Genomic DNA, 26522 nt, shown 5'->3' with positions numbered 1-26522 from the left:
CACGGCGCGTCTGCGCCGTGAAAGGACTCTCTCGCGATCAAGGACTTGATCGCACTGGACCCCGGACCAAGCCCGGGGTGACGGCGCGGCCGCGCCAATACATTCTCATCAGCGTTCACAGGCAAAAAATAACCCGGCTCCGCTAAGCGAAGCCGGGTTTTTCCTGCCCAATTCCAGCTCAGGCGAGCGTTGTCAGCGCGCGGCTCGAAGCGCCGGCTTCGGCAAAGCGGCTGAAGACGCCGCTGGTGGTGTTGCGCAGCCGCTCGACGTCCTGCGGGCCATAGCGGTCCGAACGGTAGCTCATCAGCACGCGAATGGAGCGCTCGCCGCCGATCGTCTCTTCCATCACCTCGAATTGCAGCCCCAGCATGGATTCATGCTTGTCGGGGTCGATCTGGCGGAACTCCACCGGCTTGCCATCCGGCCCGGCCAGGGTGCCGTTCAGCTTGTTCTTGGCGTGGATCTGGATGAATACCTCGAACAGATGGTCGCGGCCGGGCGTCATGCCCAGCGCTTCCTCGACGAGATCGATGGGGATTTCGCTGTGTTCCAGCGAGCCGTTGATGGTGTTCTTCACCGAAGAAATCAGGTCGCCGACGGTCATGGTCTCGCCGAAACGCACGCGATGGGCGACAACCGTGGTGAAATAACCGATCGTATCGAAATAACCGCTATCGGTGCGGCCTGAAGCTGAGGTGCCGACCACGAGATCGCTCAGCCCGCCGAGATGGCGCAGCGATGCGGCAATGGCGGCGTAAACCACGTTGAACAGCGAGGCGCTGTTCTGCTTGGCAATGGCGTAAAGCCCGTCGCTGACATGTTTTTCCAGCTTGAATTCAATCCAGCCGCCTGCCGGCGCTTCGTCCTGCGATGTCTCGTGCGGCGTGCCATCCTGTCCGGTGAGGGTAAGGCCTTTCGGCGCATCCCGCAGCATATCGGTCCAATAGGCAAGGTGGCCGGCATTGACGCCTGACGCGACCTGTTTTCTCGCAAATTCATGGAAGGGCGCCGGCTTGGTGGCAAAGACCGGGGCCTTGCCCGCCGCCCTTGCCCGGTAGGCCTCGGTCAGCTCGTCCATCATCAGGTTCACCGACCATTCGTCGAGCACGATGTGATGGAAAAGGAAGGAAAGCACCTGGCGGCCGGTCTGCGCATCCTTAAGGAAGCGCAGCCGCATCGGCAGTTCACGCGCAAGATCGAACCGCCAGCCGGCCTCCGCGTGCCGGTCCACCCCTTCGCTTTCTTCGCTGGTCCAGAACCATTTGTAACCGGGCAGGTCGTGCATCGGCACGATCTTTTGCAGAACCGTATCGTCTTCGACGTAGAAATGGGTCCGCAGGCCGGGATGGCGCTCGATGATATCGAGGAAGGCGCATTCGAAGGCATTCTCATCCACGGGATCGAGGAAATCGAGCGCAAAAGGAATGTTGAAGATTTCGCCGAAACCGAAGGCGGCATAGGCCTTCCAGAGCGACATCTGCGCCAGCGAAAGCGGTGCGGTGAGCGAGCCGCTCGCCGTCGCCTCAGCCTGCGCGGGTGCTGCGGTTTCGAGCCGGGTCGCCTGTTTTGCGAGCGAAGCGGCGGTCGGGTAGCTGAACAGGTCGTTGAAGCGCAGCTCAATGCCGTGATTGCTGAGAAGACGTCCGATGATACGCGTCGCAATCAGCGAATGGCCGCCGAAATCGAAAAAATCGTCATCCGGCCCCATGCCGGGCGAGACGAGCGCTTCACGGAATTCCGCAAGGATCGTTGCGACGGTGTCGTCGTCGCTCTCACTGGAAGCAGCGCTCGAAAGGGCTGCCTGCTGCGGTGTCGCCACGGCGTTTTGAGGGACGATGTCGGAAAAATCAGCGCCGCCTTCGAGATGGCTGACGAAGCGCTCCAGCAGGAAGGCCGTCGCATGCGGCGATGTCTCCCTTCCGCCCGTCAGTTCGAGGCGGATATCTCCGGCGGCTGTCGGACCGGCGGCAAGCGTCAGGCCGAGACCGGATTGCAGGGAGGGCAGGGGCAGGTGCTCAAACTGGAGCCCATGCTCCGATATGGCCTGAACGGGTGTCGCAAGCGCCTGCAACGTGAAGGTGGCGGTTCCGCCTTCATTGTCGTTTCGCTGCTCCAGACCGGACAGCACGGCTTTTTCAGCCTGTTCGGGCGTTTGGTCGCGGGAGATCGCTACCCGTGCCGCAGCCTCGGCTGACATCGGCATTAAAGCGCCGACACCGGGCTGCAGGCGCAGGGTTACTGTCTCGGGACCGCCGGTTTTCGCGAGGAAAAGGGCAAAACGCGATCCGGCGCGGGCCAGAAGCGCATTCGTCGCCGTGGAACTGTTGAGGCCGAGCATGGTGGCGGGAAGATCGACGCCGTGGCCGTGGCTCGCCGGCCTGTCGATCCCGTTTTGCCGCAGCGCCACGACGGTCGAGCCGGAGGCCGGACGTTGCAGCCAGCCGAGCGGAAGCGGGTCGACACTGTTACTTTCGACCGCGCGCGGCGAAAGCGGTTTCGGTGTCTCACCGGCATAGGCCGCCGTAATGCCTTCCAGCAGGATTTGCGGCGAGAGGACTTCGCCGAGCAGGCCGTGGACCAGAAATGCGAGCAGGATTTCTCCTTCGCTCAAAAGCACGACGGCCTGAAACGGCGGGTCGGTCTCGGCATCGAAGGGCCTTGCCTGCAGGTCGTGCAGCAAGGTCAGGGCCTCGCCCGCCGATTGAACATGCAGCAATTGCACGATGGATGCGGACGGGGCCTCGATGCTCTTGGCAAGCGTGCCGTCCTCGCCGAAGGCAAAGCGTGCACGAAGTTCGGGCCAGACCTCACAAACCGTCTTCAGCGCCGAGGTCAGACGCAGCAGATCGCACTCTTCACCGATGCGATAGGCGAGAAGGGTGCGGAAGACCTGATCGGGATCCTGAAACTGCTCGAACCAGACCCGTTCTTCGTATTGGCTCGGCGGGGCTGCATCCCCCCTGTCGAAAGTTTCTTCGATGCGACGTGCGAGCATACGCGTATTGTCTGCTGCCATGGTCCTCTCCTTGGAAATATTCGGGAATCGCGCTCCGGCGCGAAAAGTGCTGTGTCGTGGGATCAATGTCCCGCGCGCGACCGTTCGATGAGCGCCTGCCAGGCGGCAAGCGTGGGCTGCCGGGCCAGATCCTCATAATCGAGCCGTGTCCCGGCAAGCTGGGAAAGCGGTGGCATCAGCCGCATGAGAGCAAGCGAATGAAGCCCGCGACCGAACAGGTTGTCCCCCGGTTCGATGTCGCGCACTTCATCGTCGAGAACCCTGGCGATGAGGGCCTTGAGTTCCGTCATCATCATTTCCGCCTCCGGCATGGCGTCCGCCGCGATTGCCGGTTCATTCATCGAAATGATCGTGAACGCCGCTGGCGCCGCGCCGCCAGTAACCGGAAGCACGAGTCCATTTGGGGTTGGCGCCGAATTCTTCGACCAGAAGGGCGCGAACCTCCTTTGCAGCCTTCGATTCGCAGGCGACCCAGCTGAAGAAATCGCCCTTCGGCAGGTCGAGCTTGCGCAGCGCGCCCACCAGCGTGTCGTGGTCGGTTCCGTTCTCCGTCCTCTGCGTCACCCAGACGATAGACGCAACCGCCTTCGTCGTGAGTTCCAGCCGGTCGGCATCCGTCTCGACCTCGATCAGCGCCACGACGCGGGTGCCCTCAGGCATTTCCTCCAGCCGCCGCGCCAGCGCGGGAAGGCCGGTATCGTCGGCAATCAGCAGATGCCAGTCGTAGGTGAAGGGAACGGTGAAAGAGCCGCGCGGACCGGCGATCCACGCTTTGTCACCCGCTTTGGCGGCTTTCGCCCAGTTGCTGGCGGGGCCGTCGTGATGGATGGCGAAATCGATGGCGAGTTCGCCCTTTTCGACGTCGAAGCTGCGCGGTGTGTAGTCGCGCGCCAGCGGGCGCGGCGCACCTTCCGGGAATTCAATGCCGTTCGGGCCGATCACCGGCAGGCTCGGCTCGGTTTCGCCGGGCTGGGCAAAGAACATCTTGACGTGGTCGTCGAAACCGAGGCTCGCAAAGCCCTCCAGTTCCGGCCCGGTCAGGACGATGCGGACCATGGACCGGCTGAGCTTTTCGACGCGCGCGACATTGAGCGCGCGCAGCGCGACGGCGTGGCGATGGCGTTTGGGAGTGCGGTCCGGAATGGGGGAATCTACGGTTTCTGGCATGCTCATGCTGTTGTCTTTCCTGGGATATCGCCGACGGGTTCGGCGGTTTCGCTGTCCCGGGTCGGCGTGCCGGACGATCGCGCATTGGGGAGTCTCGTCCGGCGCGACATTCCGGCGTCGTTGCGTCAAGATGCGCGAACCATAACAGGCGGTTTCGGCCCCGGCAATATAACTTTCTCCAAAAACTCAAGTTTATACCCGGCACATAAATCGTGCCGGGATTGGCTTTGGATAACGCCGTTCAGCGGCGGTCTGCCCAGCTTTCCACTTCATCCAGTGTGTGCAGGGCGCTCGGGATTGAAGGCGTCGTGACCCTGGTGGAATCGAGGAAAACGATCCTTTTCTCGCGCGCCGGTTTTACGAAACGCTCCCAGCCGGGAATGATCTTTTCAAGGGCGGCGCGCGTTCCGGCCTCGCCGCGGGCGGGGCTGGTATAGCTGTTCATCACCACCAGCAGATCGGGATTGAGCTTGCCGAAGGCATCGGCGCTCAGCGGCATCATCAGGGTCGAGCCCATTCCGCCCGAAGAGGCGGCGTTGTCGATCTTCAGGCGGCTATAACCCAGATCCTCCAATGCCTGCACCGCGCCGGACATGTCGCCCACCGCATTGATCTGGTCGGTCAGCAGGATTGCGAGATAGGTTTTGCCCTTGATATCGTCGCCCAGCGTCTTTTTGACGGCGGCGAGCTTCGTGTCATAGGTCTTCCGGCGCTCGGCAAAGACATCGCTTCGCCCGACCAGGGCGGCAAGGTTTTCTTCGACGCTGAAACCATAGGCATGGCCGGTGCTGACCTTTTGCAGATAGACGGGGGCGACGGTGGAGAGTTGTTCGGCCTTGCCGCCATCCATTTCCGTGGCGACGATCAGGTCCGGTTGCAGCGCCCGAAGTTTTTCGAGGTCGATCTGGCCGACCGCGCCGAAACCCTTCGGTTTCGTACGGCCTTCACCGAGCACGGTGTCGACGAAATCGATGGCGGTGGCGAATTTGCCGTCGCTGTTGCGGCCATAGGCGCCGACCACATTGGCGTCGAGATCCATCAGCGGCACGCCGAGCAGCGGCTCGTGCATGACGGCGATCCGCTGCGGCTTTTCAGGAACGGAGACGCTGCGGCCGGCGGCGTCGGTCACGCTGCGCTCGGCGGCGAGGCTCGTTCCGGCGGCCAGAAGTGCGGCGATGAGCATGGCAATTCGCATGGCATTCCCTTTATTCGATGTCTTCAGTGGCTATTGGTTCTGCGCAGCGCCTGAAGGCGCAGCGTGAGGATGAAAAGCGGCACGCCGATCAGCGTCAGCGCAAGGCCAATCGGCATCGGCGTATCGGCCACCAGCCCGCGCGACAGCGTATCGGCCGTGACGACCAGAATGCCGCCGGTAAGCCCCGACAGGAAAAGCCTGGCGCGGCCGACGGCGGGCGAAACGAAGGTGGCGAGATGCGGGGCGATAACGCCGAGAAAGGTCAGCGGGCCGACGGCGGTAACCGAGGAGGCGCTGAGGATGACCGCAAAAACAATGACGAGTGGGCGCGAATGCCTGACGGTTTCACCGAGCGCCATGGCCATTTCATTGCCGAGATCGAAGACCGCGAGCGCCCGGCCGATGAGAAAAATGCCCACAAGGCTTGCGGCGAAAAGGGGCGCAAAAACGAGGATGGTGGACCAGCTTGCCTGAAACAGCGAACCCGCCATCCAGTCGGCCAGCGACAGCGAGGTTTCGGCCGGTGTGTAGAGCAGAAGCACGGAGGAGACGGAGGAAAGCGCCGATTCAATTGCGATGCCCATCAGCAATATGGCAAGGCCGCTCGAGCGTTCCCGCCCGACGAGGGCGATGAGAAGAAAGGCGACGGCCAGACCGCCGCCGACGGCCGCGAGCGCCACCAGCGTCTTGGGTGCGGTCGGCACCAGCACCAGAAGCAGCATGATGGTGGTCATCGACCCCTGGCTCAGACCGAACAGGCCGGGATCGGCGAGCGGATTGCGGGCGACGGATTGCAGCATGGCGCCTGCCAGCGCCACACTCCAGCCGGCCATGAAACCGAGCAGAATGCGCGGCAGTCGCACCGTCCACAGCGCATAGGCCTGATCGTCGCCGAGGTGCCTGCCGGCAAGCCCGCGCAGGAGATCGGCGAGGCCCGTTTCGGTATTGCCGAGGCTGACGGACAGGGCGGCGAGCGCCAATGCCAGCACAAGCAGCGCAAGACCGGCCTTCAGATTGCCGATGCCGATCTGCAGGCCGCTCGGTAGCCGGAGGACGGCTTTGCCGTCGGTAGCGAAATGCCGTTTCATGAAAGCCCCCTTCATGACAGCCCCCTCGCCGAAGGCGACAGATAGAAGCGCTTGACGATGACGATGAAGACGAGGCCGCCGAGCAGATCCATGAACAGCCCGGTATTCACCACATAGGGCGCAAACAGGGTTTGCGCGCCAAGATCGGCCAGCACGCAGAGGCCTGCACCGACAAGCGCAGAGGCCGGCAGGGCAAGCGTGAAATTCACACCAACCAGCGGCCGGATCATATGCGGCACGATGAGGCCGACAAAACCGATGGGGCCGCAGATCGCCACCGCCGAACCCGAGGCCAGCATGGTGGCGAAGAGCGCGAGCCGGGAAATACGCGTGACATTCACACCGGCGGAGGAGGCCTTTTCCGCGCCCAGCAGAACCAGCGTCAGCGGCCGGGCGACCGCCCACAATATGACGAGCGCAATTGCGCCGATCCACCAGAAATCGAACAGGCGCTCGGCATAGACGTGGTTGATATTGCCGCCCACCCAGCTGAGGAACTCGGCGCGGCGTGTGGGGTTGGAGAGAAGCAGGGCGTTGGTCACGCCGATCAGCAGCATGGAAACCAGCGCGCCGGAAAGGATGAGCGACAGGCCGCGCGGATCGTTCGCCCTCCCGGCGAGACGCGCGACGACGAAGCAGGCGGCAAAACCGAAGCCAGCGCCCGCGAGTGCGGCAAGGCCCTGTATTTCCGGAGAGAAATCGAACACCAGCGCGCCGGCAATCACAAAAAGCGTCGCGCCGGCATTCAGCCCCAGGGTGGAGGGCGAGGCGAGGGGGTTGCGTGCAAGCCCCTGCAGCACACAACCGCTGACGGCCGTCGTCGCCCCCACATAGATGGCAATCAGCGAGCGTGGGATTTGCTGATAGAGAAGCACCGACTGCTCATAGCTGTCGGCCTCGCCGCGCCAGAGCGTCGCCAGGATTTCGGCAGGCGGCATGTCGCCTGACATTACCAGCAGATTGATGGCGAGGATGGCAGCCAGCAACAGCGCGGCGGCGAAAATCAGCGTTATTTTCGGGGTCATGCCGGAATGGCCTGTTCCTGCCGGTCCAGCCGGGGCACGCAGATGAGCCGCCCCTGCCGGGAGAAGATATCGGCTTCGAGATCGAAGACCTCGGCGACATTTTCGGGTGTGACCGTTGTTTCCACCGGCCCGGACGCCAGAACCCGCCCGGCTTTCAGCATGATGACATCATCGGCGAAAGTGGAGGCTAGGTTGAGATCGTGCAGCACGACGATGACGGTCTTGCCATGCCGGTCCGTCAGTTCGCGCACGAGGCCGAGAACGGCATATTGATATTTCATATCGAGATGATTGACCGGCTCGTCCATCAGGATCACGTCCGTATCCTGCGCCAGCACCATGGCGATGAAGGCGCGCTGGCGCTGGCCGCCGGAAAGCGTGTTGACCTGCGCTTTCGCCTTGTCTTCCAGCCCGACGGTCTTCAGCGCCTCGGCAAAAAGCGCGCGGTCGCGTTCGGTCGGGCCGCCCGCAAGACCGTAGCGGGCGTAACCGGCAAGCTCGATCAGCTCACCGAGCGTCATATAGTCAGGGCAATGGCACTCCTGCGGCAGATAGGCGATGCGCCGCGCCAGTTCGCGGCGTCCGATCTCGCCGATCGAACGCTCGCCGAGCCTTATTGCCCCCGATGACAAAGGCACGAAACCCATGATGGTCTTCAACAGCGTTGACTTGCCGCAGCCATTGGGGCCGACCAGCGCGGTGACGCGGCCGGATCGGAAGCGGGCGGAAAGCCCCCGCAGGACGGGAACATGTCCATAGCTGGCGTGAAGGTCCGTGGCGTCAAGCACCGGATACAACTCCTGTTATTCATGCACCCATGCGTCGAGACGCCGCACGGTCTTTATAAGTATTTGAATTTAAATATCGAACCCGTGGAAAAAGCATTCTTTCCGGCAGGCGCGACGGTGTGGTCTTGTAGCGACACTAAACTATAGTAAAACTCTCCACAAATCGAAATTTGCCGATTCAACGGGCGGATTTCCTGCCGGTTATTTCAGTCGAGGTGCATCATGTCAGTCGCAACCAAGCTTCATGTCGGCATGTCGCTGGCCCCAACCTGGCTCAGCGGCGAGGCATGGCGGCGCGCGGACAGCGATATAAACGGGGTGTTTTCCAGCGACTATTTCGTCGATCTGGCGCAGCGTGCGGAAGCTGCCCATGTGGATTTTGTGTTTCGGCCGGATACGCTTTTTCTGCGCACAGAGGGGCTAGAGACCGGCGGCGGATTTGCCAGCATGGACCCGACCATGCTTCTTGCGGCCATTGCGCGGGAAACAAGCCATGTCGGGCTGTTATCCACCGTTTCGACCACATTTCTGCCGCCCTATGTGGTGGCCCGCCAGATCCAGTCGCTGAACTGGCTGAGCAACGGCAGGGCGGGGTGGAATATCGTCACGGCGCTTGAGGGGCACGAAAATTTCGGCCTGAAAGAGATGCCTTCGCCGCAGGAACGCTACGAGCGCGCCGCCGAATTTACGCAGGTAGTGCAGCAGCTCTGGGCGAGCTTTCCGAACGAAGCTCTCAAACTCGACCGGGAAAGCGGGCGGTTTGCCGATTCCTCGCTGGTGCATCCGGTGGCGCATGAGGGCAGGCACTTCAGCGTCAAAGGCCCGCTCAACCTGCCGTCCCATGCCAGCCGCATTCCGCTGGTGCAGGCGGGCGCCTCTCCCGAGGGTCGTGATTTCGCCTCGTCAGTGGCCGACGCTGTCTTTGCCTCGACGCCGGACATGCAGGCGGCCATCGAACTCAGGACGGATTTGCGGCGGCGTGCAGAGGGCCACGGTCGCAACCCCGAGGGTGTGAAGCTGATGCCGGGCCTCAGCCTCTACCTTGCGGAGACCGGCAGGGAGGCACTGGAACTTTTTGCGGAGACCCATGCCCGCGCCAACCGCGCCCGCGCCTTTGCCTCCATTCGCGATATGACGGGTCTTGATCTCACGGACTGGCCGCTCACGCGGATCGTTACCGCCTCCGACCTGCCGCCGCCGCCGGAGACGCCGCGAAGCCGCACCCATGCCGGCCTGCTGCGCCGGCTGATCGAGCGGGAGATCTTGAATGTTGAGGAATTATTGCGGCGTCCGGAAGTGATGGGGTCGGGTCATTGGCAGATCATCGGCACCGTTGAAGATGCCCTTGAGGCCATCCGTGAATGGGCTGCTGCCGGTGCTATCGACGGTTTCGTCGCGGTGCCCGGCGGTTCGGTGGCGTCCATGCGGCTGGTGCTGGAGCGGCTGTTGCCGAAGCTCGCCGATGCCGGGCTTTTCCGCACGGCCTATTCCGGCCGCACCTTTGCGGAGCATCTGGCCGAATAGGCTTACGCGCCGCCGGATTCGGCCGTCGCCTGTCCGGCGGCTTCGATCAGCCGGGAAAAATGCCGTTCGGTCTCGGCGGTGGCCACGAAGGATACGGTGGTGACGACACAACAGAGTTCGCCCTGGGCGTCGAAAACCGGCGCGGCCTTGCCGGTCAGGGCGGAGAACAGATGTTCATTGAGTTCCGCGCCACCCGCTTCGCGGATGGTTTCCAGAATGCCGGCATCGGGACGGGAGCCGCGAAAGGCGGCCGGTTGCAGCCTGCGCACGGCGGCTATCCTGTCCGGCGGCAGGTAGGCCTGAAAAACCAGTCCGCAGGCGCTGTTGTCCAGCGGCAGAACATCGCCGAGCGCCACGGTGCTGATGGAAAAGCTGGCGCTTCTCGCCCACCGCACCACGGTCGGGCCGCGCTCGGTCCAGATCGCCACGCCGCAGCTGGCGCCGATCTCGGAGGCAAGCGCATTCATCTGGCGGCCGGCGGTTTCGACCGGATTGATTCGCCTGAGCGCGCTGATGCCTATTCCGAGCGCCGCGGGTCCGAGATCGTAACTGCCGCTTGCGGGGTCCTGTATCACCAGCCCCTCCCGCACGAGGCTTTGCATGTAGCGATGCGCGGTGGAGCGGCCGGTACCGGCGCGTTTGGCCAGTTCGCCAAGTGCCAGCGCCCTGTCCGATCTGGCGAGAAGATTGAGGAAACGCGCCGCGATCGACACCGACTGAATGAGGGCAGAGCGCTTTTCGCCCTCGTTTTCCGGCAGATTGTCCGAATCGTCATCCATGGCGTTCAAGCGCGTTCCCCTCGTTTTGTTGAGCATGCCTAACGCATCGGGCCGGAAATCGGAATCGATTTCTGCGGACGGAACTATGCTGTTCCCTTTCGAAACGCTGCGGGTGAGGAAGCGGCGGTCGGTAAACTTTGTTGTAAATTTGGCACATCCCGTTACGGAAGCCTTTTTGTCCGCAATACAGAACGCATTCTCTATTGCGAAACGGATAACGCTTCCGTTACTTGAATATGACTTTAATACTCATGTTTATTAGGGGTGTGTGATGGGGTTTAGCTCTAACGGTCGTTTGATGAGCGGGGTCAGCGCGCTGACGCTGGCGACATTGTTTGTGACGCCGGTTCTCGGTCAGGATCAGCAGGCAGCGACGGCGGGCACCACCGTCCTGAAGCCGATCGTCGTGACCGGTGAAAAAGTGGCGCGCGACATGAAGAACACGGCGTCGTCCGTCTCAGTCATAACCGGTGATAAAATCAAGAAGGAAAAGACCGGCGACCCGACCGTATCGGAAGCGATCAAGGATATTCCGAACGTCGTTTATACCGACAATGTCAGCGCCCCGATCATTCGCGGACAGGACACGCAGGGACCGAACACCGGCTCCATCGCCTTCTTCACCGGCACGGTGCCGCGCGCGACGATCAATGTCGACGGCCATTATCTCGGTTATAACGAGTTCATCTATGGCGCGAGCTCTATCTGGGATGTCGAAAGCATCGAGGTGTTCCGCGGCCCGCAGACCACCTCGCAGGGCGCCAACGCCATTGCCGGCGCGATCCTCGTCAACACCAAGGACCCGACCTTTACGCCCGAAGCCAGCTATCAGGCGGAAATCGGCAATTATCACCAGAAGCGCGGTTCCTTCGCCTTTTCCGGTCCGCTGATCGAGGATGAGCTGGCGGCACGCATGGCGATCGATTATTCCGGCCGCGATACCTTCATCGACTACATCAATTCCGCATTCGCCCATGAGGGCACGGACCAGAACTTCAAGGAGTTCAACGGTCGCTTCAAGCTTTTGTGGGAACCGTCGGAAATTCCCGGTCTTTCGACGAAGCTCACCTATTCCTACAACGCCTCCAACCGGCCGAGCCAGGAAGCGGCGTCGCGCCCCTTCGAGGATCTCAACCACGTCACCACGACGATGCCGAATTTCAGCCAGTACACCAATACCGGCATTCTCGACATCAATTACGATTTCGAAAACGGCGTGAAACTGTTCAACCAGACACAGTTCTCCTCGTCCATCGCCAAACGCCGGGTCGGTATTGCGAATACGGGTGATGCCGATATCGACCTGAAGAACACGTCCCACGAAACACGCGTGACCTTCGGTGATCAGGAAGACGTGCTGAGCGGTGTCGCGGGTATTTATTACGCACATACGAAAGCCGACGAGGTGCTTTATCTGCGCGGAACCTCGCGCTTCAACGATACCAAGGACAATCTCGGCCTCTTCAGCGAGTTGAGCTATCGCCTGACCGATCAATGGACCCTGACGGGTGGTCTGCGCTACCAGCAGGACCAGATTCAGCGCGTCGGTTACCGGACGCTGAGCGCCACCAGCAGAAGCTCGGTCAATTATGACGAAACCTTCTCGGAAATCCTGCCCAAGGCGTCGCTGGCCTATGCCATCAATGACGACTGGACGGTGGGCGGCCTGATCAGCCGCGGTTACAATCCCGGCGGCGTCGCATTCGATCTGACGACCAGCAAATGGCGCACCTTCGACAAGGAAACCATCTGGAACTACGAGCTGTTCACCCGCGCCAGCCTGCTGGACGATACGCTGACAGTAAACGGCAACCTGTTCTACATGGACATGAAGAACGCTCAGTTTAACGTACCGGTCGTCGTCTCCACGGGCGTCAGCGAATCCTACACGGTCAACGCCGAAGAAGCTCATGCTTACGGTCTGGAAATCGGCGTGGATTATCAGGTCCTCGACAATCTGACACTGAAGGCCAGTGCCGGTCTGCTGAAGACGAAAATCGACGAGATTTCCAGCAATGCGGCCTATGTCGGCAAGGAATTCGCCAAGTCGCCGGGTTACAGCTTCACCGTCGGCGCAAGCTGGGATGTGACGGATAAATTCACCGTTTCGGGGCAGGTGCGCCATCTCGACGGTTATTATTCGGATACGGATAACAAGGCCGTTTATGCAATTGATCCCTATACGATTGCGGATGTGCGGGCGAGCTACAAGTTCCAGGAGGAGCTTGAATTCTACGCTTACGTCAAGAACGTCTTCGATGAGCGCGCACCGACGCTGATGAAGGAAAACCGCGGAATTGGCGGCATCGAGGCGAGCATGACCGAACCGCGTATGTTTGGCGTCGGTATTCGCGGCACGTTCTAAGCGATTGCCGGATTTGAAAAGCAAAAAGGCCTTCGAAGCGATCTTCGAAGGCCTTTTTTTGAAACGACGCAGATAAAGCCTCAGAAAAAAGCCTGAATGCCCGTCTGCGCCCGGCCGAGGATCAGCGCGTGGACGTCGTGCGTGCCTTCATAGGTATTGACCGTCTCGAGGTTCTGGGCGTGGCGCATGACGTGATATTCGATCTGGATACCGTTGCCGCCATGCATGTCGCGGGCCTGGCGGGCGATATCCAGCGCCTTGCCGCAATTGTTGCGCTTGATGATGGAGATCATTTCCGGCGCCATCTTGTGGCCGTCCATCAGTTGGCCGACGCGGAGCGATGCCTGAAGGCCGAGCGCGATTTCGGTCTGCATGTCGGCGAGCTTCTTCTGGTAAAGCTGCATGCCGGCGAGCGGCTTGCCGAACTGCTTGCGGTCGAGACCATATTGCCGGGCGCGGAACCAGCAATCTTCCGCAGCCCCCATGACACCCCAGGAAATGCCGTAACGGGCTCGGTTGAGGCAGCCGAACGGGCCTTTCAGGCCGGAAACATTGGGTAGCAGCGCGTCTTCGCCCACTTCCACGCCGTCCAGAACGATCTCGCCGGTGATGGAGGCGCGCAGCGAGAGCTTGCCGCCGATCTTGGGGGCGGAGAGGCCCTTCATGCCCTTTTCCAGCACGAAGCCCCTGATCTGGTGGTCATGGGCTTCCGATTTCGCCCAGACGACGAAGACATCGGCGATTGGCGCATTGGAAATCCACATTTTCGAACCGCGCAGGCGATAGCCGCCGGCGATCTTTTCAGCGCGGGTCTTCATGCCGCCGGGGTCGGAACCGGCATCCGGCTCGGTCAGGCCGAAACAGCCGATCAGCTCGCCGGAAACGAGGCCGGGCAGGTATTTCTTCTTCTGCTCGTCCGAGCCATAGGCGAAGATCGGATGGATGACGAGCGAGGACTGCACGCTCATCATCGAGCGGTATCCGCTGTCGATCCGCTCCACTTCGCGGGCGACGAGGCCGTAAGCCACATAGCTGGCATTGGCCGCGCCGTATTCTTCCGGCAGGGTGACGCCGAGAAGGCCGGTGCGGCCCATCAGGCGGAACAGTTCAGGCTCGGTGGTTTCGGAAAGATAGGCCTCGGAGACACGCGGCAAGAGTTCCGATTTGCCGAAGGCGGCGGCGGCGTCGCGGATCATTCGCTCGTCGTCGGTCAGTTGGTCTTCGAGCAGAAAAGGGTCCTGCCAATTGAATGCTGCGTGTTCGCTCACGTGATGCCTCCGGATTTGCTGGCCGGATTATTGGTATTCGAGCCAGTCGGCACAAGCCATGTTTACTCATTTTTGCATTACATATAGTAATGGCTCATGACGTCTCTCAGCCGCAAACTTCTGCCATCCACCAGCGCGCTCGCCGCCTTCGATTCCGTGGCCCGGCTCGGAAGCTTTTCCGCCGCCGCCGATGAGCTTGCCCTGACGCAGGGGGCGATCAGCCGGCAGGTTATGTCACTGGAAGAACAGCTTGGCGTGCGCCTGTTCGAACGTGGTGCACGCGGCGTGGCGCTGACGACCGAGGGCCGCGCCTATGCAAAATCGATTGCCTCCGCCCTTGGCGAGATACGCTCCGCGTCGCTGCAGATCATGACCAAAACGCATGGCAATACGCTGAACCTCGCCATGCTGCCCACCTTTGGCACCCGCTGGCTTCTGCCGCGTATCCCGGATTTCGTGGCGAACCACCCCGAAATCACCATCAATTTCGCCACCCGCATCGGCCAGTTCGACTTCGAGCGCGAGCAGCTGGATATGGCGATCCATATTGGTCAGGCCGACTGGCCGGGTGCGGAAAGCACCTTTCTGATGCATGAAATGGTCGCGCCGGTGTGCAGCCCGCAATTTCTCAGCGCCCATCCCGTGGAAAAGGGAGAGGATATCGCCGCCCTCCCGTTGCTGCACATGGCCTCGCGGCCGGGCGCATGGGGTCACTGGTTCGAAAGCCTCGGCCTGTCGCTCGCCCTGCCGCAGGGCATGCGCTTCGAACAGTTTTCCAGCGTGGCCCAGGCCTGCATCGCCGGGCTTGGCGTGGCGTTGATGCCGCTTTTTCTGATCGATAACGAACTGAAATCGAAGCAACTGGTAAAGGCCTTCGATCATCAGGCCAGAAGCCCCAGCTCCTATTATGCCGTGGCGCCGCTTTCGCGCGCCAATCATGTGCCGGTCGTGCTGTTTCGCGATTGGCTGGTGCGGCAGGTGGAGGCATACCGCGCAGTGAACAGCGAAGCCCCATAAAAATAATCGCACTTTTTTCGGGCAGTTAGACTTTATGCCCGGGTTTTCGCCGATTTTGCCCTCCTCCGGACTCGACAGCGCGGCCCTGCTCGACTATCGTGATTAAACGTTTAATCAGTCTTTCCGGACCATCATGGCGTCGTCACGGCCTGCCACCAATCTGAGCGCGATAGCAGCGGCACTCGGCGTGTCGGCGGCAACCGTGTCCAATGCGCTGTCGGGCAAGGGCCGCGTTTCGCCGGAGCTGGTGGAGCGCATTCGCAAGACGGCAAGCGATCTGGGCTATGTGCCGAGTTCGGCGGGCAGGGCGCTGCGCACCGGCAGAAGCGGCGTTCTGGGGCTGGTTCTGCCGGATATTGCCAATCCTCTCTTTCCGCAGATCGCGCAGGCCATCGAAAAGGCGGCTGTCACTGCCGGTTACGGCGTGCTCATCGCCGACTCGCGCGGTGAGATCGCCATGCAGACGGATGCGATCAACCGGCTGATCGAGCGCGGTGTGGATGGCATGGTCATCGTTCCCCGTCGCGGCACGCGCATTGCCGATGTCGATTGTCCCGTCGCGGTGATCGACAGCCCCTCGACGCCCGGCAACACGGTCGCCGCCGACCATTGGGATGGCGGCCGGCAGGTGGGCGAATATCTGGCCGGGCTTGGCCATCGCAAGGTGGTGCTGGTGGGCAAGAACCGCGATTCCAACGTGCAGAACGACCGTCTTGGCGGCATTCGCGATGGTCTTGGCAAGGCGTGCGTGACGCAAACGCTCTGGGTGGACGCCATTGAACAGGCGGGCGGCGCGGGTTGCCGGCTTGGTCTTGCAGAAAAGGTTGCCGAAGGTTTCACCGCCTTTGCCGCTGTATCCGATCTGCATGCGTTGCGCGTGCTCACGGAATTGCAGCGCGAGGGCATTGAGGTGCCGGAAGAGGCCAGTGTAACCGGCTTCGACGATCTCATCTTTTCCGCCGTGGTCACCCCGCCCTTGACGACCATGCGCATGGATATGGGCCGCATTGCCGATCTGGCCGTCGGCGCGTTGCTGCGGGCGATTGACGGCGCGGGCGAAAACGGCGTCGCTGTCGATGTGACGGCGGATATCTCGAAAGTACCGATGGCGCTGATCATGCGCGGCTCCACCGGCAAGGCAAAGCATGATGCGATTGAAGCCAAAAAAACGACAGCAGGAGAACTCACACCATGAAAAAGATCATTCTTGCATCGGGCGCCGCCCTTATGCTGACGATGGGCGCCGCGCAGGCGCAGGACAAGACGCTGACGATTTCTGTCTACGCCTTCGCGCAGGACGAATTCAAGGAGCTGGTCTATACGCCCTTCGAAAAGCAATGCGGCTGCAAGCTGGTCGTCGAGACCGGCAACAGCGTCGAGCGTCTGGCCAAGATGGAGGCCAACAAGGCCAATCCGGTGGTCGATCTCGCCATCGTTTCCATGGCGGATGCGCTGTCGGCCACTCGCAAGGACCTGATCCAGAAGATCGATGCTTCCAAGGTTCCGAATATCGAAAAGCTCTATGACATCGCCAAGGATCCGAATGGCGACGGCATGAGCGTCGGCGTCAATTTCTACGCCACGTCAATCGTTTACCGCACCGACAAGATGAAGATCGACAGCTGGGCCGATCTTTTGAAGGACGGCATTGTCGACCACGTCGCCTTCCCGAATGTCACCACCAACCAGGGCCCGCCGGCGCTTTATATGCTCGGCAAGGCCATCGGCAAGGATACGCCCGATCTTTCTGGCGCCATCGAGGCCGTGGGCGAAAAGAAGGACGATATCGTCACTTTCTACGTCAAGTCCTCGCAGCTGGTGCAGTTGATGCAGCAGGAAGAAATCTGGGCAGCCCCGATCGGCCGCTTCTCCTGGGCGCCTTTCACCAAGCTCGACCTGCCGCTTGCCTGGGCAACGCCCAAGGAAGGCCAGACCGGCGGCATGAATGTGCTCGTGGTGCCGAAGGGCACGAAGAACGAAGAACTGGCGTTGCAGTTCATGGATTTCTGGCTCTCGACCGACGTTCAGAAGGCGCTGGCCGAAAAGTTGGTGGACAGCCCGACCAACAGGGAAGTCAAGGTTTCCGACGAGGTGGCGAACAACATCACCTATGGCGACGAAACCGCAAAAAGCCTTCAGCTCATCCCTTCCGACGTGACGCTGGATAACCGCGACAAGTGGCTGTCGGAGTGGAATTCCAAGGTCGGCCAGTAAGTCATTCACCGTTTGGAATGGGGCACTGAACGTCCGTCAGGGCGGCTCCATTCCCGGAAAAGCGGTTCGGTCGTCCCCTGACCGCTTTTCCACCCATTTGATCGTAAGCCGGCGCGTCTGGCTGAACAAACAACCGGCCCTCAGGCCGTTCAGGGAATAAACCCATGTTTCAGAACCGGGCCGAAGCGCTGGCGCTTGCCCTGCCCGCCGCAATTTTCGCGGCGGCGGTCTTTCTTGTGCCGGTCTTCATCCTGCTGTCGGAGGGTTTTCGCACCGCCGATGGCTGGACATTGTCGGCTTACGCCGATTTCTTCACCGATCCGCTGAACCAGACGGTTTTCCTGCGCACCCTGAAGCTCGGCGCGCTTGTCACCATCGTCTCGGCGGTGGTGGGTTATGCGGCGGCCTTCGCCATCGTCAACCTGTCGCAGGGCGCGAAGGGGCACGTCGTCAATCTGGTCGTGCTGCCGCTGATGATTTCGCCGGTCGCCCGCACCTATGCCTGGATCGTCATTCTGGGTCGAACCGGCATCGTCAATCAGGCGCTGCAGGCCGTCGGCCTCAGCGACGGGCCGATCCGTATCCTGTTTTCCGAAACGGCCGTCTTCATCGGTCTTCTGCAATTGTTCCTGCCGCTGATGATCATCTCGCTCATCAGCGCGCTTGAGAATATGCCGAAGGATACGATTGCGGCTGCCCGCGTTCTCGGCGCAAGCTGGCTGCAGGTGTTCTGGAAGGTCATCCTGCCGCTCACCAAGGAAGGGCTGGTCGTCGGCGGCACGCTGGTCTTCACCGGTTCGCTGACCGCCTATATCACGCCCGCCATTCTCGGCGGCTCCAAGGTGCTGATGCTGGAAACCCTGCTTTACCAGCAGGTGACGGTTTCCAACAATTTCGTCTCCGCCAGCGTCATCGCCTTCATCCTGATCGTCATGAGCTTTGCCGCCAATATCCTGCTGAAGCGCATCGCCACCGCAAGGAACAAGAAATGACCCGGCAGCTCTTCATTCCGCTCACGCTTCTGCTTGTCGTCGGTTTCCTGATCGGGCCGTTCCTCATCATCGTCGCGGCCTCGTTTTCGGCCGGCGATACGCTCGCCTTTCCGCCACAGGGTTTTTCGCTGAAATGGATCGCCAAGGTCTTCACGGTGGAAAGTTTTCGCGAAAGCTTTGCGATGTCGATGTTCCTCGCCATCGGCGGAACGTTCACGGCACTCATCCTCGGCATTCCCGCTTCTTACGCCATGTCGCGCTACAAGCTGCCTTTTGCCGAGACCGTGCGCACCATCGTTTCGGCGCCGATCATCGTGCCCGGCATCATCGTCGGTCTCGCGCTGCTGCGTTATTTCGTCGTGCCTTTCGGCATCGGCATCACGCTTGCGTTGTTCCTCGCCCACACTGCGCTCATCCTCCCCTATGCGGTGCGGGTGGTGTCAGCCAGCCTCAACAATCTGCGTTCCGATATCGAGGAGGCGGCGGTGCTGCTCGGCTCGTCGCGGGTCGGCGCATTTTTCCGCGTCGTGCTGCCGAATATTCGCGGCGGCATTCTCTCAGCCTTCATTCTCGGTTTCGTGACGAGCTTCAACCAGGTGCCGGTATCGCTGTTCCTGTCGGGTCCGGGCGTGCGGACGCTGCCCATCGACATGCTGGGTTACATGGAAATCGTCTTCGATCCTTCCGTGGCCGCACTCTCCTCGCTGCTCGCCTTCCTTTCCATCGGCATCGTCTTTATGGCCGAACGTTTCCTGGGGTTCTCCCGTTATGTCTGACGCAAATTACCTTTCGCTCCAAAAAGTCTCGCTCGCCTATGGCGGCAATGTCGCCGTCAAGGACCTCGATCTCGATATCCGCAAGGGCGAGCTGCTCGCGCTTCTGGGGCCTTCCGGCTGCGGCAAGACCACGACGATGCGCGCCATTGCCGGGCTGATGCCGGTGGCCGGCGGACGCATCGATCTCGACGGGGCCGATATTACGCGGGTCGCGGCCAACAAGCGCGCCGTCGGTCTGGTGTTCCAGTCTTACGCACTTTTCCCGCATCTGACGGTCTATGAAAACGTTGCCTTCGGCCTGAAGCTCAAGGGCATGAACGGCAAGGCGCTGGAGGACAAGGTCGCCTCCGGCCTGAAATCGGTGGGCTTGTCCAGCTTCGCCTCGCGAAAGCCGGCGGAGCTTTCCGGCGGCCAGCAGCAGCGCGTGGCGCTGGCGCGCTCCATGGTCATGGAACCGAAGGTGCTTTTGCTCGATGAGCCGCTCTCCAACCTCGATGCGCGTCTCAGGCTCGAAATGCGCACCGAATTGCAGCGCGTGCAGAAGGAAACCGGCGTGACGATGATCTTCGTCACCCATGACCAGATCGAGGCTTTGGCGCTCGCCGACCGCATTGTCGTCATGAAGGGCGGCAAGATTGAGCAGATCGGCACGCCGGAAGATATCTACAACGCGCCGGTTTCGTCCTTCGTGGCGGATTTCGTCGGCTTTGAAAACATCTTCGCGCTGGAAGGCGGCGCGCTCAAAACCGCAAACGGCACAACACCGCTTCCCGGACCAGTCCTTTCAGCATCCGGACTGGCCTGGCGGCCGCGCATGGTCACCCTCGGTTCAGGTCCTTTCCAGGGAACCGTGCGCGGCACCTCCTTTGCCGGCAACAACCGCGAATATCTGCTCGATACGCCGCTCGGCCCCATCAAGGCGGAAACGGACGCTGCCCTGACCTCCCACGCAATCGGCGATACGCTCGCCTTCGACCTGCCGGTCGAAAAGGCGGCAAGCCTCAAGGCGTTCAACTGATCATGGGTGTGTGGATCGATACCGATATGGGCTTTGACGACATCACCGCCATCATGGTGGTGCAATCGTCGGGCCTTGCCATTGACGGCATTTCGCTGGTCTTCGGCAACACAACGCTTCAGGCGGTCTGCCGCAATGCTGCAGGCGCCGTCTCAGCCTTCGGCTGGTCGATGCCGATCCATCAGGGCCGCGCCATGCCGGTGCTGGGTGCGCTCGAAACCGCGCAATGCATTTTGGGCGATAACGGCATTCCGACCGTCGGCCAAAGCCTGCCGGATGCGCCGGCCGTGCCGAACAGCGATGCCTTTGCCGCGCTCTGCGGCTGGCTGGAGGGGGAAGGCGAGAAGCGCATTCTCGCACTCGGACCGCTCACCAATATTGCCGCCCTGTGCCTTGCCCGGCCTGATCTTGCTGCCAGAATTTCCGATCTGACCTGGATGGGCGGCGGCGTGACCAGCGGCAACCACACCGCCTCGGCCGAATTCAATGCCTTTGCCGATCCGGAAGCGCTCGCCATCGTGCTCTCCCACGGTCTGCCGCTGCGCATGGTCGATCTGGACGCCTGCCGCAAAGTCACCGCCGCGCCGGCCGATGTGCTGCCGATCCGTAATGCCGGCGGCAAGAATGCCGGGCTGATCGCCGATCTGCTGGAAGGGTTTATCGGCATCGCCACCAGCCGTGGCAGGGCCGCCATGGCGCTTTACGATCCCGTGGCCGGTGTTGCCTTTACCTCCGATCTCATCGGTTGGCGTCATGCGCGGATCGATGTCGAGCTTCAGGCGACGCTGACGCGCGGGCGAACCGTGGTCGAGACGCGCGCTCAGAAAGCGAAAGCCTTCAACGCGCATTTCGCCGAAACGGTGGATGCCGAAGGCGCGAAGACGGCGATTCTCGAGGCGCTGCGCCGGGAGGCCGTCCGATGAACGCGAACTCTTCGACACGCGAGCCTGCCGATCTCACCGATGATGCGCTGCGCAGCCGCGCGGTCGCTGCCGCACGCGGCGATGCGCCTTTCGATGTCCTCATCACCGGCGGAACATTGGTGGATGTGGTGACGGGAGAGCTTCGCGTCGCCGATATCGGCATCGTCGGCGCTCTGATCGCCAGCGTGCACGAGCGGGCAAGCCGCAGCGACGCTGCACGGATCATCGATGCGGCAGGCGCCTATGTTTCGCCCGGCCTCATCGACACACATATGCATATCGAAAGCTCGATGGTCACACCGGCCGCTTATGCGGCGGCTGTGGTTGCCCGTGGCGTCACCACCATCGTCTGGGACCCGCATGAATTCGGCAATGTGCACGGTGTGGAAGGGGTGCGCTGGGCGGCGAAATCCATCGAAAACTTGCCCCTGCGCGCCATTCTGCTCGCGCCTTCCTGCGTGCCTTCCGCACCGGGGCTGGAGCGCGGCGGGGCGGATTTCGACGCTGCCATTCTTGCCGATATCCTGTCATGGCCTCAAGTCGGCGGTGTCGCGGAAATCATGAACATGCGCGGCGTCATCGAGCGCGATCCGCGCATGAGCGGCATCGTGCAGGCCGGGCTTGCCTCGCAAAAGCTGGTCTGCGGCCATGCACGCGGCCTGAAGGATGCCGATCTCAATGCCTTCATGGCGGCGGGCGTTTCTTCCGATCACGAGCTGGTCTCGGGCGAAGACCTGATGGCGAAACTGCGGGCAGGAATGACCATTGAGCTGCGCGGCTCGCACGATCACCTGCTGCCGGAATTCGTGGAAGCTCTGAATGCGCTCGGCCACTTGCCGCAGACGGTGACGTTGTGCACCGACGACGTGTTCCCTGACGATCTGTTGCAGGGCGGTGGGCTTGACGATGTGGTGCGCCGGCTTGTCCGTTATGGCCTGAAGCCCGAATGGGCGCTGCGCGCCGCAACGCTGAATGCAGCCCAAAGGCTCGGCCGTGCCGATCTCGGCCTCATCGCCGCCGGCCGTCGCGCCGATATCGTCGTCTTTGAGGATTTGAGCGGTTTTGCCGCCCGCCACGTTCTGGCCGGGGGCAGGGCGGTTGCGGAAGGCGGGCATATGCTCGTCGACGTTCCGGCCTGCGATGCGACAGCGCTCGAAGGCTCGATGAAGCTGCCACTGCGCGTAGCCGATGATTTCCGGGTTGCCTGCGAAGGCGCAAAGGTGCGCCTCGCCACCATCGACCGCCCGCGCTTCACGCAATGGGGCGAGGCGGAAGCCGAGGTGAAGGACGGTTTCGTCGTTCCGCCCGAAGGCGCGACGATGATTTCCGTCACCCATCGCCACGGCATGGCCGAGCCGATCACCAGAACCGGCTTCCTCACCGGCTGGGGAAACTGGAACGGCGCCTTCGCCACCACCGTCTCGCATGACAGCCACAACCTCACCGTTTTCGGCGGTAATGAAGACGACATGGCGCTCGCCGCCAATGCGGTGATAGTGGCAGGCGGCATGGCTGTCGCTTCCGAAGGCAAGGTGACCGCACTTCTCCCGTTGCCGCTTTCCGGCCTCGTTTCCGATGCCCCGCTTGAAGACGTGGCAAAGGCTTTCGAAGAATTGCGCGAAGCCGTCGGCAGGGTGGTGGAATGGCAGCCGCCCTATCTCGTCTTCAAGGCCTGCTTCGGCGCCACGCTCGCCTGCAATATCGGCCCGCATCAGACGGATATGGGCATTGCCGATGTGTTGACGGGCGGGGTGATGGAAAGCCCGGTGATTGCCGTTCTCGAATAGCGGCGGCCCGCATCTGCGGGCTGCGGGTTTATTCGACCCCGGCCACGTCAGGCGTCTGTGTTTCGCGCGCGGCAATGCGCGCCGCCAACACGAAATTCTTCACTACCGGTGATGTCGTTCCGCGCCGATAGGCGAGCGATATGGAAAGCCGCGACGGCGGGCCGCTGGAGGATAATAGGACGATGTTCTGCATTTTGACCTGCGCGACGGATTCCGGAAGGAGGGAAACCCCGAGTTCGGCCGCGACCAGCGACAATATCGAGGCGATTTGCGGTGCCGCCGGCCCGAGGCGCGGCGTGAAACCGGCCTCCTGGCAGGCTTTTATCGATGCATCGTGAAGGCTGGTGCCGACGCTGCGTGGCGTCAGAATGAAAGGGTCGTCGCGCAATTCCATCAGGTCTATGGCGGTGCCGCGCCGCGCGAGCGGATGGGATGCCGGCAGGGCGACCAGAAGCGGTTCGTCGGTGAGCACTTCCTCAAGCAATGTATCGGGATCGGATTGAGAAGGGCGCAAAAGCGCCACGTCCAGCCGATCTTCGAGCAGGGCCGGCGTCAACGCCAGGGCGGCTGCCTCCATCACCTGAAGTTCCACGTCGGGATATTGGCGTCTGTAGGTGCGGATGCAGGCCGGAACCAGAGGGTTGAGCGCCGCCGTGCCGGTAACGCCTATTCTGAGAATGCCGGTTTCACCGGCCGCCGCCCTGCGTGCGAGCCGGACACCTTCGCCCACCTGATGCGGAATATGGCCCACCGCAGCACGAAAGGCATGGCCCGCCGGTGTCAGTTCCGCGCCATGCGCGAGACGCCGGAACAGCCGCACGCCGATTTCCTGTTCCAGAACCTTTATCTGCTGGCTGAGCGGCGGCTGCGCGATTCTCAGATGTTCTGCCGCCCGCGTAAAACTGCCTTCATTGGCGATGGCCAGAAAATAGCGGATGTGCCTGAGTTCCACGATATTAGATCCAGATATGATGGGAATGCCTTCCATATATTAGAATGAAAGACAGAGCTGCGCTATAGCTGGGAGCGAAAAGGACAAACCCGATGCGCCAGCTCAAAAAACAGGATTTCACCCCGCCGATCGTCATGACGGAGGAGCCGCCGGATGTGCTCTGGATACGGCAGGGAAGCCGCCAGTTTCGCCGGGCGAGCTGGGCGCTTTTCCTCGCGGGCTTCGCCAGCTTTTCGCTGATCTATTGCGTACAGCCGCTCTTGCCGGAATTTCCGGCGGAATTCGGCATCAACCCTGCAACCGCATCGCTCGCTTTGTCGCTGACGACGGGAACGCTTGCCTTCGCCATTCTTCTCAGCGGGGCCTTCGCCCAGCTCTTCACCCGCCGAAATCTGATGTTTGTTTCGATGATGCTGGCCGCCATCGCCAATATCATTGCAGCAAGTACGCAAGGTTGGGCATGGCTGCTTGCTGCCCGCGCGCTGGAAGGCTTCGTGCTCGGTGGCGTTCCGGCTGTCGCCATGGCCTATCTTGCCGAGGAGATCGAACCTTCCAGCCTCGGCAAGGCGATGGGGCTTTATGTCGGCGGCACGGCCTTCGGCTCCATGGCGGGACGTGTCGGCATGGGGCTGGTCTCCGCCTATACCTCCTGGCAGGTGGCAATGTATGCGCTGGGGGCGGTCTGCATCCTCGCGGCCATCGGCTTCCTGCTGCTGCTTCCGCCCTCGCGGAATTTCCGGCCGCAGCACATGCCGCTTAAAAATCATCTGAGAATATGGGCGCAACATCTTGGAAACCCGGAACTTCGGCGGTTCTATTTCCTCGGGGCGATGCTGACGAGCGTGTTCACCACCGTTTTCAACTATTGCGCCTTTCGCCTCGTCGCGCCGCCTTACGAATTGGGCCGCACGGCCGTCAGCATGATTTTTCTGACCTTCGCCCTGGGTATCGTCGCGTCCTCCTATGGCGGGGCGCTGGTCGACCGGTTCAGTCGGCGGATCATGCTGGTGGTTGCCTTTTCCACCATTCTTGCCGGTATCCTGCTCACATTCGCCTCGAGCATCATTCTCATCGTGGCGGGGATTGCGGCGATAACCATCGGATTTTTCATCGGGCATTCGGCTGCCAGCAGTGGAGTGGGCGCGAATGCGGGCGCTGCCAAAAGCCACGCTTCCGCGCTTTATCTGCTGTTTTATTATTGCGGAGCGAGCATTACCGGCTGGGTCGGCGGCTGGTTCTGGATCCATGCCGGCTGGCCCGGCATCATGGCGATTACCGCCGGCTGCGCGCTTGCCGGAATTCTAGCCAGCCTCGCCCGCCCGGGTGCGCGGCGCGCCTGAGCGGCCATCGCGCCGGCCGGGGCGTCACTCCGCCGCCAGTTCCTGCTCCACCAGCGTTGCCCAGAACGCCACGCCCGGCACGATGGCCGCATCGTTGAAGTCGTAGGAGGTGTTGTGGTGCAGCGCGCCATCCACAGCCGGGCCGTTGCCCAGCCAGACATAGCAGCCGGGCGCTTCCCCCGCGAAGAAGGCGAAATCGTCGCCGGCGGTCGAAGGCGGGAAGGCGTTGCGGGTCTTGTTGCCGAAGACGGTTCTTGCGGCGCGCAGCGCCCGTTTCGTCGCATCCGCCTCGTTGATGACGGGTGGAATCCGGCGGATGAATTCGTAATGCGCCTCGATGCCGAACATCGCCGCCGTGCCCTTCGCCAGCCTGCCGATTTCCGCTTCGAGCTGGTCGCGCACGTCAGCCGCATAAGCACGCGCCGTGCCGCCGATTTCGACGAGATCGGGAATGACGTTGAGCGCCTTCGGATCTCCCGCCTGCACCGAACAGGCGCTGACCACGGCGGGTTGCAGCGGATCGACGACGCGGCCGACGATGGTTTGAAGCGAAGCGAGGAAGGTGCCGGCAGCTGTTATGGGGTCACGGCCGAGATGTGGCTTGGCGCCATGGGTGCCGACGCCCTTGAAGGTCACGCGCCAGCTGTCGGAAGAGGCGAGCTGCGGGCCTTCCACCACCGCCATTTCGTCGATGCCGAGCCCCGGCATATTATGCAGGCCATAGACCGCATCGCAGGGAAACAGGGTGAAAAGCCCGTCCTCCACCATTTTTTTCGCGCCGCCACGGCCTTCTTCCGCAGGCTGGAAAATGAAATGCACGGTGCCGGAAAAATCGCGGGTCTTTGCGAGGTAACGCGCCGCACCCAGCAGCATGGCGGTGTGGCCGTCATGGCCGCAGGCATGCATCTTGCCGGGAAATTTCGATTTATAGGGCCGGTCTGGCACTTCCGGCATGGCAAGCGCATCCATGTCGGCACGCAGGCCGATGCTGCGGGTGCCGTTGCCCACCTGCAGCGTGGCGACCACGCCGGTGCCGCCGAGACCGCGATGCACCTTCAGCCCGGCACGCTCGAGAAGATCGGCGACGATGGCGCTTGTTCTTTCCTCTTCGAAGCCCAGTTCGGGATGCGCATGCAGGTCGTGGCGAAGCTCCGTCAGGAATGGCAGGTCCTCGCCGATGCGGTCCAGCAGTCTCATGGGCAGCTTGTCCTTGAATATGGGAAAAACCCGCGTCATAGGTGGGTTCATCCGAATGCCTGTTGCTTTTTTCTCTTCTAGAGCATTTCCA

General features: G+C 61.8%; 22 protein-coding genes. 11 read left to right on the top strand and 11 right to left on the bottom strand.

Annotation, left to right across the window (positions count from 1 at the left end; all coding sequences use genetic code 11):
* Positions 1 to 178: 178 nt before the first annotated feature.
* The 7 genes from ACQZ5K_RS20275 to ACQZ5K_RS20245 form a co-directional block, all read right to left on the bottom strand.
* Complete coding sequence (locus tag ACQZ5K_RS20275; protein WP_448741213.1) at positions 179 to 3016, bottom strand: condensation domain-containing protein; 2838 nt, start codon at positions 3014 to 3016, stop codon at positions 179 to 181.
* 62 nt (positions 3017 to 3078) lie between these two features.
* A complete protein-coding gene (locus tag ACQZ5K_RS20270; RefSeq protein ID WP_448741212.1) occupies positions 3079 to 3357 on the bottom strand; it encodes a phosphopantetheine-binding protein in 279 nt (92 codons plus the stop codon).
* Positions 3350 to 4189, bottom strand: a complete 840-nt coding sequence (locus tag ACQZ5K_RS20265) for a siderophore-interacting protein (protein ID WP_137005533.1) — start codon at positions 4187 to 4189, stop codon at positions 3350 to 3352. Before ACQZ5K_RS20265 ends, ACQZ5K_RS20270 begins: the two co-directional genes overlap by 8 nt.
* Before the next feature lie 235 nt (positions 4190 to 4424).
* Positions 4425 to 5378 carry an ABC transporter substrate-binding protein gene (locus tag ACQZ5K_RS20260; RefSeq protein WP_448741211.1) on the bottom strand — a complete coding sequence of 318 codons (954 nt, stop codon included), beginning with the start codon at positions 5376 to 5378 and terminating at the stop codon, positions 4425 to 4427.
* Positions 5379 to 5401: 23 nt separating this feature from the next.
* Positions 5402 to 6466, bottom strand: coding sequence for a FecCD family ABC transporter permease (locus tag ACQZ5K_RS20255; protein ID WP_137005535.1), 1065 nt, complete (start codon positions 6464 to 6466; stop codon positions 5402 to 5404).
* A gap of 11 nt (positions 6467 to 6477) precedes the next feature.
* On the bottom strand, positions 6478 to 7491 hold the full coding sequence (locus ACQZ5K_RS20250; protein ID WP_137005536.1) for a FecCD family ABC transporter permease: 1014 nt from the start codon (positions 7489 to 7491) through the stop codon (positions 6478 to 6480).
* The gene (locus ACQZ5K_RS20245) at positions 7488 to 8288 is read right to left on the bottom strand and encodes an ABC transporter ATP-binding protein (protein WP_137005537.1); all 801 of its coding nucleotides are present in this window, start codon (positions 8286 to 8288) and stop codon (positions 7488 to 7490) included. Before ACQZ5K_RS20245 ends, ACQZ5K_RS20250 begins: the two co-directional genes overlap by 4 nt.
* 213 nt (positions 8289 to 8501) lie before the next feature.
* Here ACQZ5K_RS20245 and ACQZ5K_RS20240 point away from each other — a divergent pair, with 213 nt between their 5' ends.
* Positions 8502 to 9803 carry an NtaA/DmoA family FMN-dependent monooxygenase gene (locus tag ACQZ5K_RS20240; protein WP_137005538.1) on the top strand — a complete coding sequence of 434 codons (1302 nt, stop codon included), beginning with the start codon at positions 8502 to 8504 and terminating at the stop codon, positions 9801 to 9803.
* 2 nt (positions 9804 to 9805) lie between these two features.
* On the opposite strand, the gene ACQZ5K_RS20235 is transcribed toward ACQZ5K_RS20240, so the two are convergent.
* Positions 9806 to 10582, bottom strand: a complete 777-nt coding sequence (locus ACQZ5K_RS20235) for an IclR family transcriptional regulator (protein WP_137005956.1) — start codon at positions 10580 to 10582, stop codon at positions 9806 to 9808.
* A gap of 298 nt (positions 10583 to 10880) precedes the next feature.
* On the opposite strand from ACQZ5K_RS20235, the gene ACQZ5K_RS20230 reads away from it, so the two are divergent.
* A complete protein-coding gene (locus ACQZ5K_RS20230) occupies positions 10881 to 12947 on the top strand; it encodes a TonB-dependent receptor (protein WP_448741210.1) in 2067 nt (688 codons plus the stop codon).
* Between the two features lie 80 nt (positions 12948 to 13027).
* Here the strand turns inward: ACQZ5K_RS20230 and ACQZ5K_RS20225 are convergent, their stop codons facing one another.
* Positions 13028 to 14215: an acyl-CoA dehydrogenase gene (locus ACQZ5K_RS20225; protein ID WP_137005540.1), complete on the bottom strand. Its 1188-nt coding sequence runs from the start codon at positions 14213 to 14215 to the stop codon at positions 13028 to 13030.
* Between the two features lie 96 nt (positions 14216 to 14311).
* Between ACQZ5K_RS20225 and ACQZ5K_RS20220 the strand changes: the two genes are divergently transcribed.
* From ACQZ5K_RS20220 to ACQZ5K_RS20185, 8 genes are all read left to right on the top strand, one after another.
* A complete protein-coding gene (locus ACQZ5K_RS20220; protein WP_135399623.1) occupies positions 14312 to 15232 on the top strand; it encodes a LysR family transcriptional regulator in 921 nt (306 codons plus the stop codon).
* 133 nt (positions 15233 to 15365) lie between these two features.
* Positions 15366 to 16427, top strand: coding sequence for a LacI family DNA-binding transcriptional regulator (locus ACQZ5K_RS20215; protein ID WP_137005541.1), 1062 nt, complete (start codon positions 15366 to 15368; stop codon positions 16425 to 16427).
* Positions 16424 to 17446, top strand: a complete 1023-nt coding sequence (locus ACQZ5K_RS20210; RefSeq protein ID WP_137005542.1) for an ABC transporter substrate-binding protein — start codon at positions 16424 to 16426, stop codon at positions 17444 to 17446. Before ACQZ5K_RS20215 ends, ACQZ5K_RS20210 begins: the two co-directional genes overlap by 4 nt.
* Positions 17447 to 17610: 164 nt before the next feature.
* Positions 17611 to 18438, top strand: a complete 828-nt coding sequence (locus ACQZ5K_RS20205; protein ID WP_078053248.1) for an ABC transporter permease — start codon at positions 17611 to 17613, stop codon at positions 18436 to 18438.
* A complete protein-coding gene (locus tag ACQZ5K_RS20200) occupies positions 18435 to 19214 on the top strand; it encodes an ABC transporter permease (RefSeq protein ID WP_125146475.1) in 780 nt (259 codons plus the stop codon). Before ACQZ5K_RS20205 ends, ACQZ5K_RS20200 begins: the two co-directional genes overlap by 4 nt.
* Positions 19207 to 20232, top strand: coding sequence for an ABC transporter ATP-binding protein (locus ACQZ5K_RS20195; RefSeq protein ID WP_448741209.1), 1026 nt, complete (start codon positions 19207 to 19209; stop codon positions 20230 to 20232). Before ACQZ5K_RS20200 ends, ACQZ5K_RS20195 begins: the two co-directional genes overlap by 8 nt.
* A 2-nt stretch (positions 20233 to 20234) precedes the next feature.
* Positions 20235 to 21155 (top strand): nucleoside hydrolase, encoded by a 921-nt coding sequence (locus tag ACQZ5K_RS20190; protein ID WP_448741208.1) that lies wholly within the window; start codon positions 20235 to 20237, stop codon positions 21153 to 21155.
* Positions 21152 to 22942, top strand: a complete 1791-nt coding sequence (locus tag ACQZ5K_RS20185; protein ID WP_448741207.1) for an adenine deaminase — start codon at positions 21152 to 21154, stop codon at positions 22940 to 22942. The genes ACQZ5K_RS20190 and ACQZ5K_RS20185 overlap by 4 nt, the downstream gene beginning before the upstream one ends.
* 28 nt (positions 22943 to 22970) lie before the next feature.
* Here the strand turns inward: ACQZ5K_RS20185 and ACQZ5K_RS20180 are convergent, their stop codons facing one another.
* On the bottom strand, positions 22971 to 23894 hold the full coding sequence (locus ACQZ5K_RS20180; protein ID WP_448741206.1) for a LysR family transcriptional regulator: 924 nt from the start codon (positions 23892 to 23894) through the stop codon (positions 22971 to 22973).
* Between the two features lie 92 nt (positions 23895 to 23986).
* On the opposite strand from ACQZ5K_RS20180, the gene ACQZ5K_RS20175 reads away from it, so the two are divergent.
* The gene (locus tag ACQZ5K_RS20175) at positions 23987 to 25234 is read left to right on the top strand and encodes an MFS transporter (protein ID WP_003520902.1); all 1248 of its coding nucleotides are present in this window, start codon (positions 23987 to 23989) and stop codon (positions 25232 to 25234) included.
* Positions 25235 to 25258: 24 nt separating this feature from the next.
* Here ACQZ5K_RS20175 and ACQZ5K_RS20170 read toward each other — a convergent pair whose 3' ends face one another.
* Positions 25259 to 26431 carry a M20 aminoacylase family protein gene (locus tag ACQZ5K_RS20170; RefSeq protein WP_448741205.1) on the bottom strand — a complete coding sequence of 391 codons (1173 nt, stop codon included), beginning with the start codon at positions 26429 to 26431 and terminating at the stop codon, positions 25259 to 25261.
* Positions 26432 to 26522: the final 91 nt, after the last annotated feature.

It is taken from the genome of Agrobacterium sp. 22-226-1 (assembly GCF_053522345.1).
Note: the sequence above shows the minus strand (reverse complement) of the source record. Positions and strands in the feature narration are given on the sequence as shown.

Coding starts and splice junctions, on each gene's coding strand:
- ACQZ5K_RS20275 (WP_448741213.1), bottom strand. CDS start 3,016: ATGGCAGCAGACAATACGCGTATGCTCGCACGTCGCATCGAAGAAACT.
- ACQZ5K_RS20270 (WP_448741212.1), bottom strand. CDS start 3,357: ATGAATGAACCGGCAATCGCGGCGGACGCCATGCCGGAGGCGGAAATG.
- ACQZ5K_RS20265 (WP_137005533.1), bottom strand. CDS start 4,189: ATGAGCATGCCAGAAACCGTAGATTCCCCCATTCCGGACCGCACTCCC.
- ACQZ5K_RS20260 (WP_448741211.1), bottom strand. CDS start 5,378: ATGCGAATTGCCATGCTCATCGCCGCACTTCTGGCCGCCGGAACGAGC.
- ACQZ5K_RS20255 (WP_137005535.1), bottom strand. CDS start 6,466: ATGAAACGGCATTTCGCTACCGACGGCAAAGCCGTCCTCCGGCTACCG.
- ACQZ5K_RS20250 (WP_137005536.1), bottom strand. CDS start 7,491: ATGACCCCGAAAATAACGCTGATTTTCGCCGCCGCGCTGTTGCTGGCT.
- ACQZ5K_RS20240 (WP_137005538.1), top strand. CDS start 8,502: ATGTCAGTCGCAACCAAGCTTCATGTCGGCATGTCGCTGGCCCCAACC.
- ACQZ5K_RS20235 (WP_137005956.1), bottom strand. CDS start 10,582: ATGGATGACGATTCGGACAATCTGCCGGAAAACGAGGGCGAAAAGCGC.
- ACQZ5K_RS20230 (WP_448741210.1), top strand. CDS start 10,881: ATGAGCGGGGTCAGCGCGCTGACGCTGGCGACATTGTTTGTGACGCCG.
- ACQZ5K_RS20220 (WP_135399623.1), top strand. CDS start 14,312: ATGACGTCTCTCAGCCGCAAACTTCTGCCATCCACCAGCGCGCTCGCC.
- ACQZ5K_RS20215 (WP_137005541.1), top strand. CDS start 15,366: ATGGCGTCGTCACGGCCTGCCACCAATCTGAGCGCGATAGCAGCGGCA.
- ACQZ5K_RS20210 (WP_137005542.1), top strand. CDS start 16,424: ATGAAAAAGATCATTCTTGCATCGGGCGCCGCCCTTATGCTGACGATG.
- ACQZ5K_RS20205 (WP_078053248.1), top strand. CDS start 17,611: ATGTTTCAGAACCGGGCCGAAGCGCTGGCGCTTGCCCTGCCCGCCGCA.
- ACQZ5K_RS20200 (WP_125146475.1), top strand. CDS start 18,435: ATGACCCGGCAGCTCTTCATTCCGCTCACGCTTCTGCTTGTCGTCGGT.
- ACQZ5K_RS20195 (WP_448741209.1), top strand. CDS start 19,207: ATGTCTGACGCAAATTACCTTTCGCTCCAAAAAGTCTCGCTCGCCTAT.
- ACQZ5K_RS20190 (WP_448741208.1), top strand. CDS start 20,235: ATGGGTGTGTGGATCGATACCGATATGGGCTTTGACGACATCACCGCC.
- ACQZ5K_RS20185 (WP_448741207.1), top strand. CDS start 21,152: ATGAACGCGAACTCTTCGACACGCGAGCCTGCCGATCTCACCGATGAT.
- ACQZ5K_RS20175 (WP_003520902.1), top strand. CDS start 23,987: ATGCGCCAGCTCAAAAAACAGGATTTCACCCCGCCGATCGTCATGACG.
- ACQZ5K_RS20170 (WP_448741205.1), bottom strand. CDS start 26,431: ATGAGACTGCTGGACCGCATCGGCGAGGACCTGCCATTCCTGACGGAG.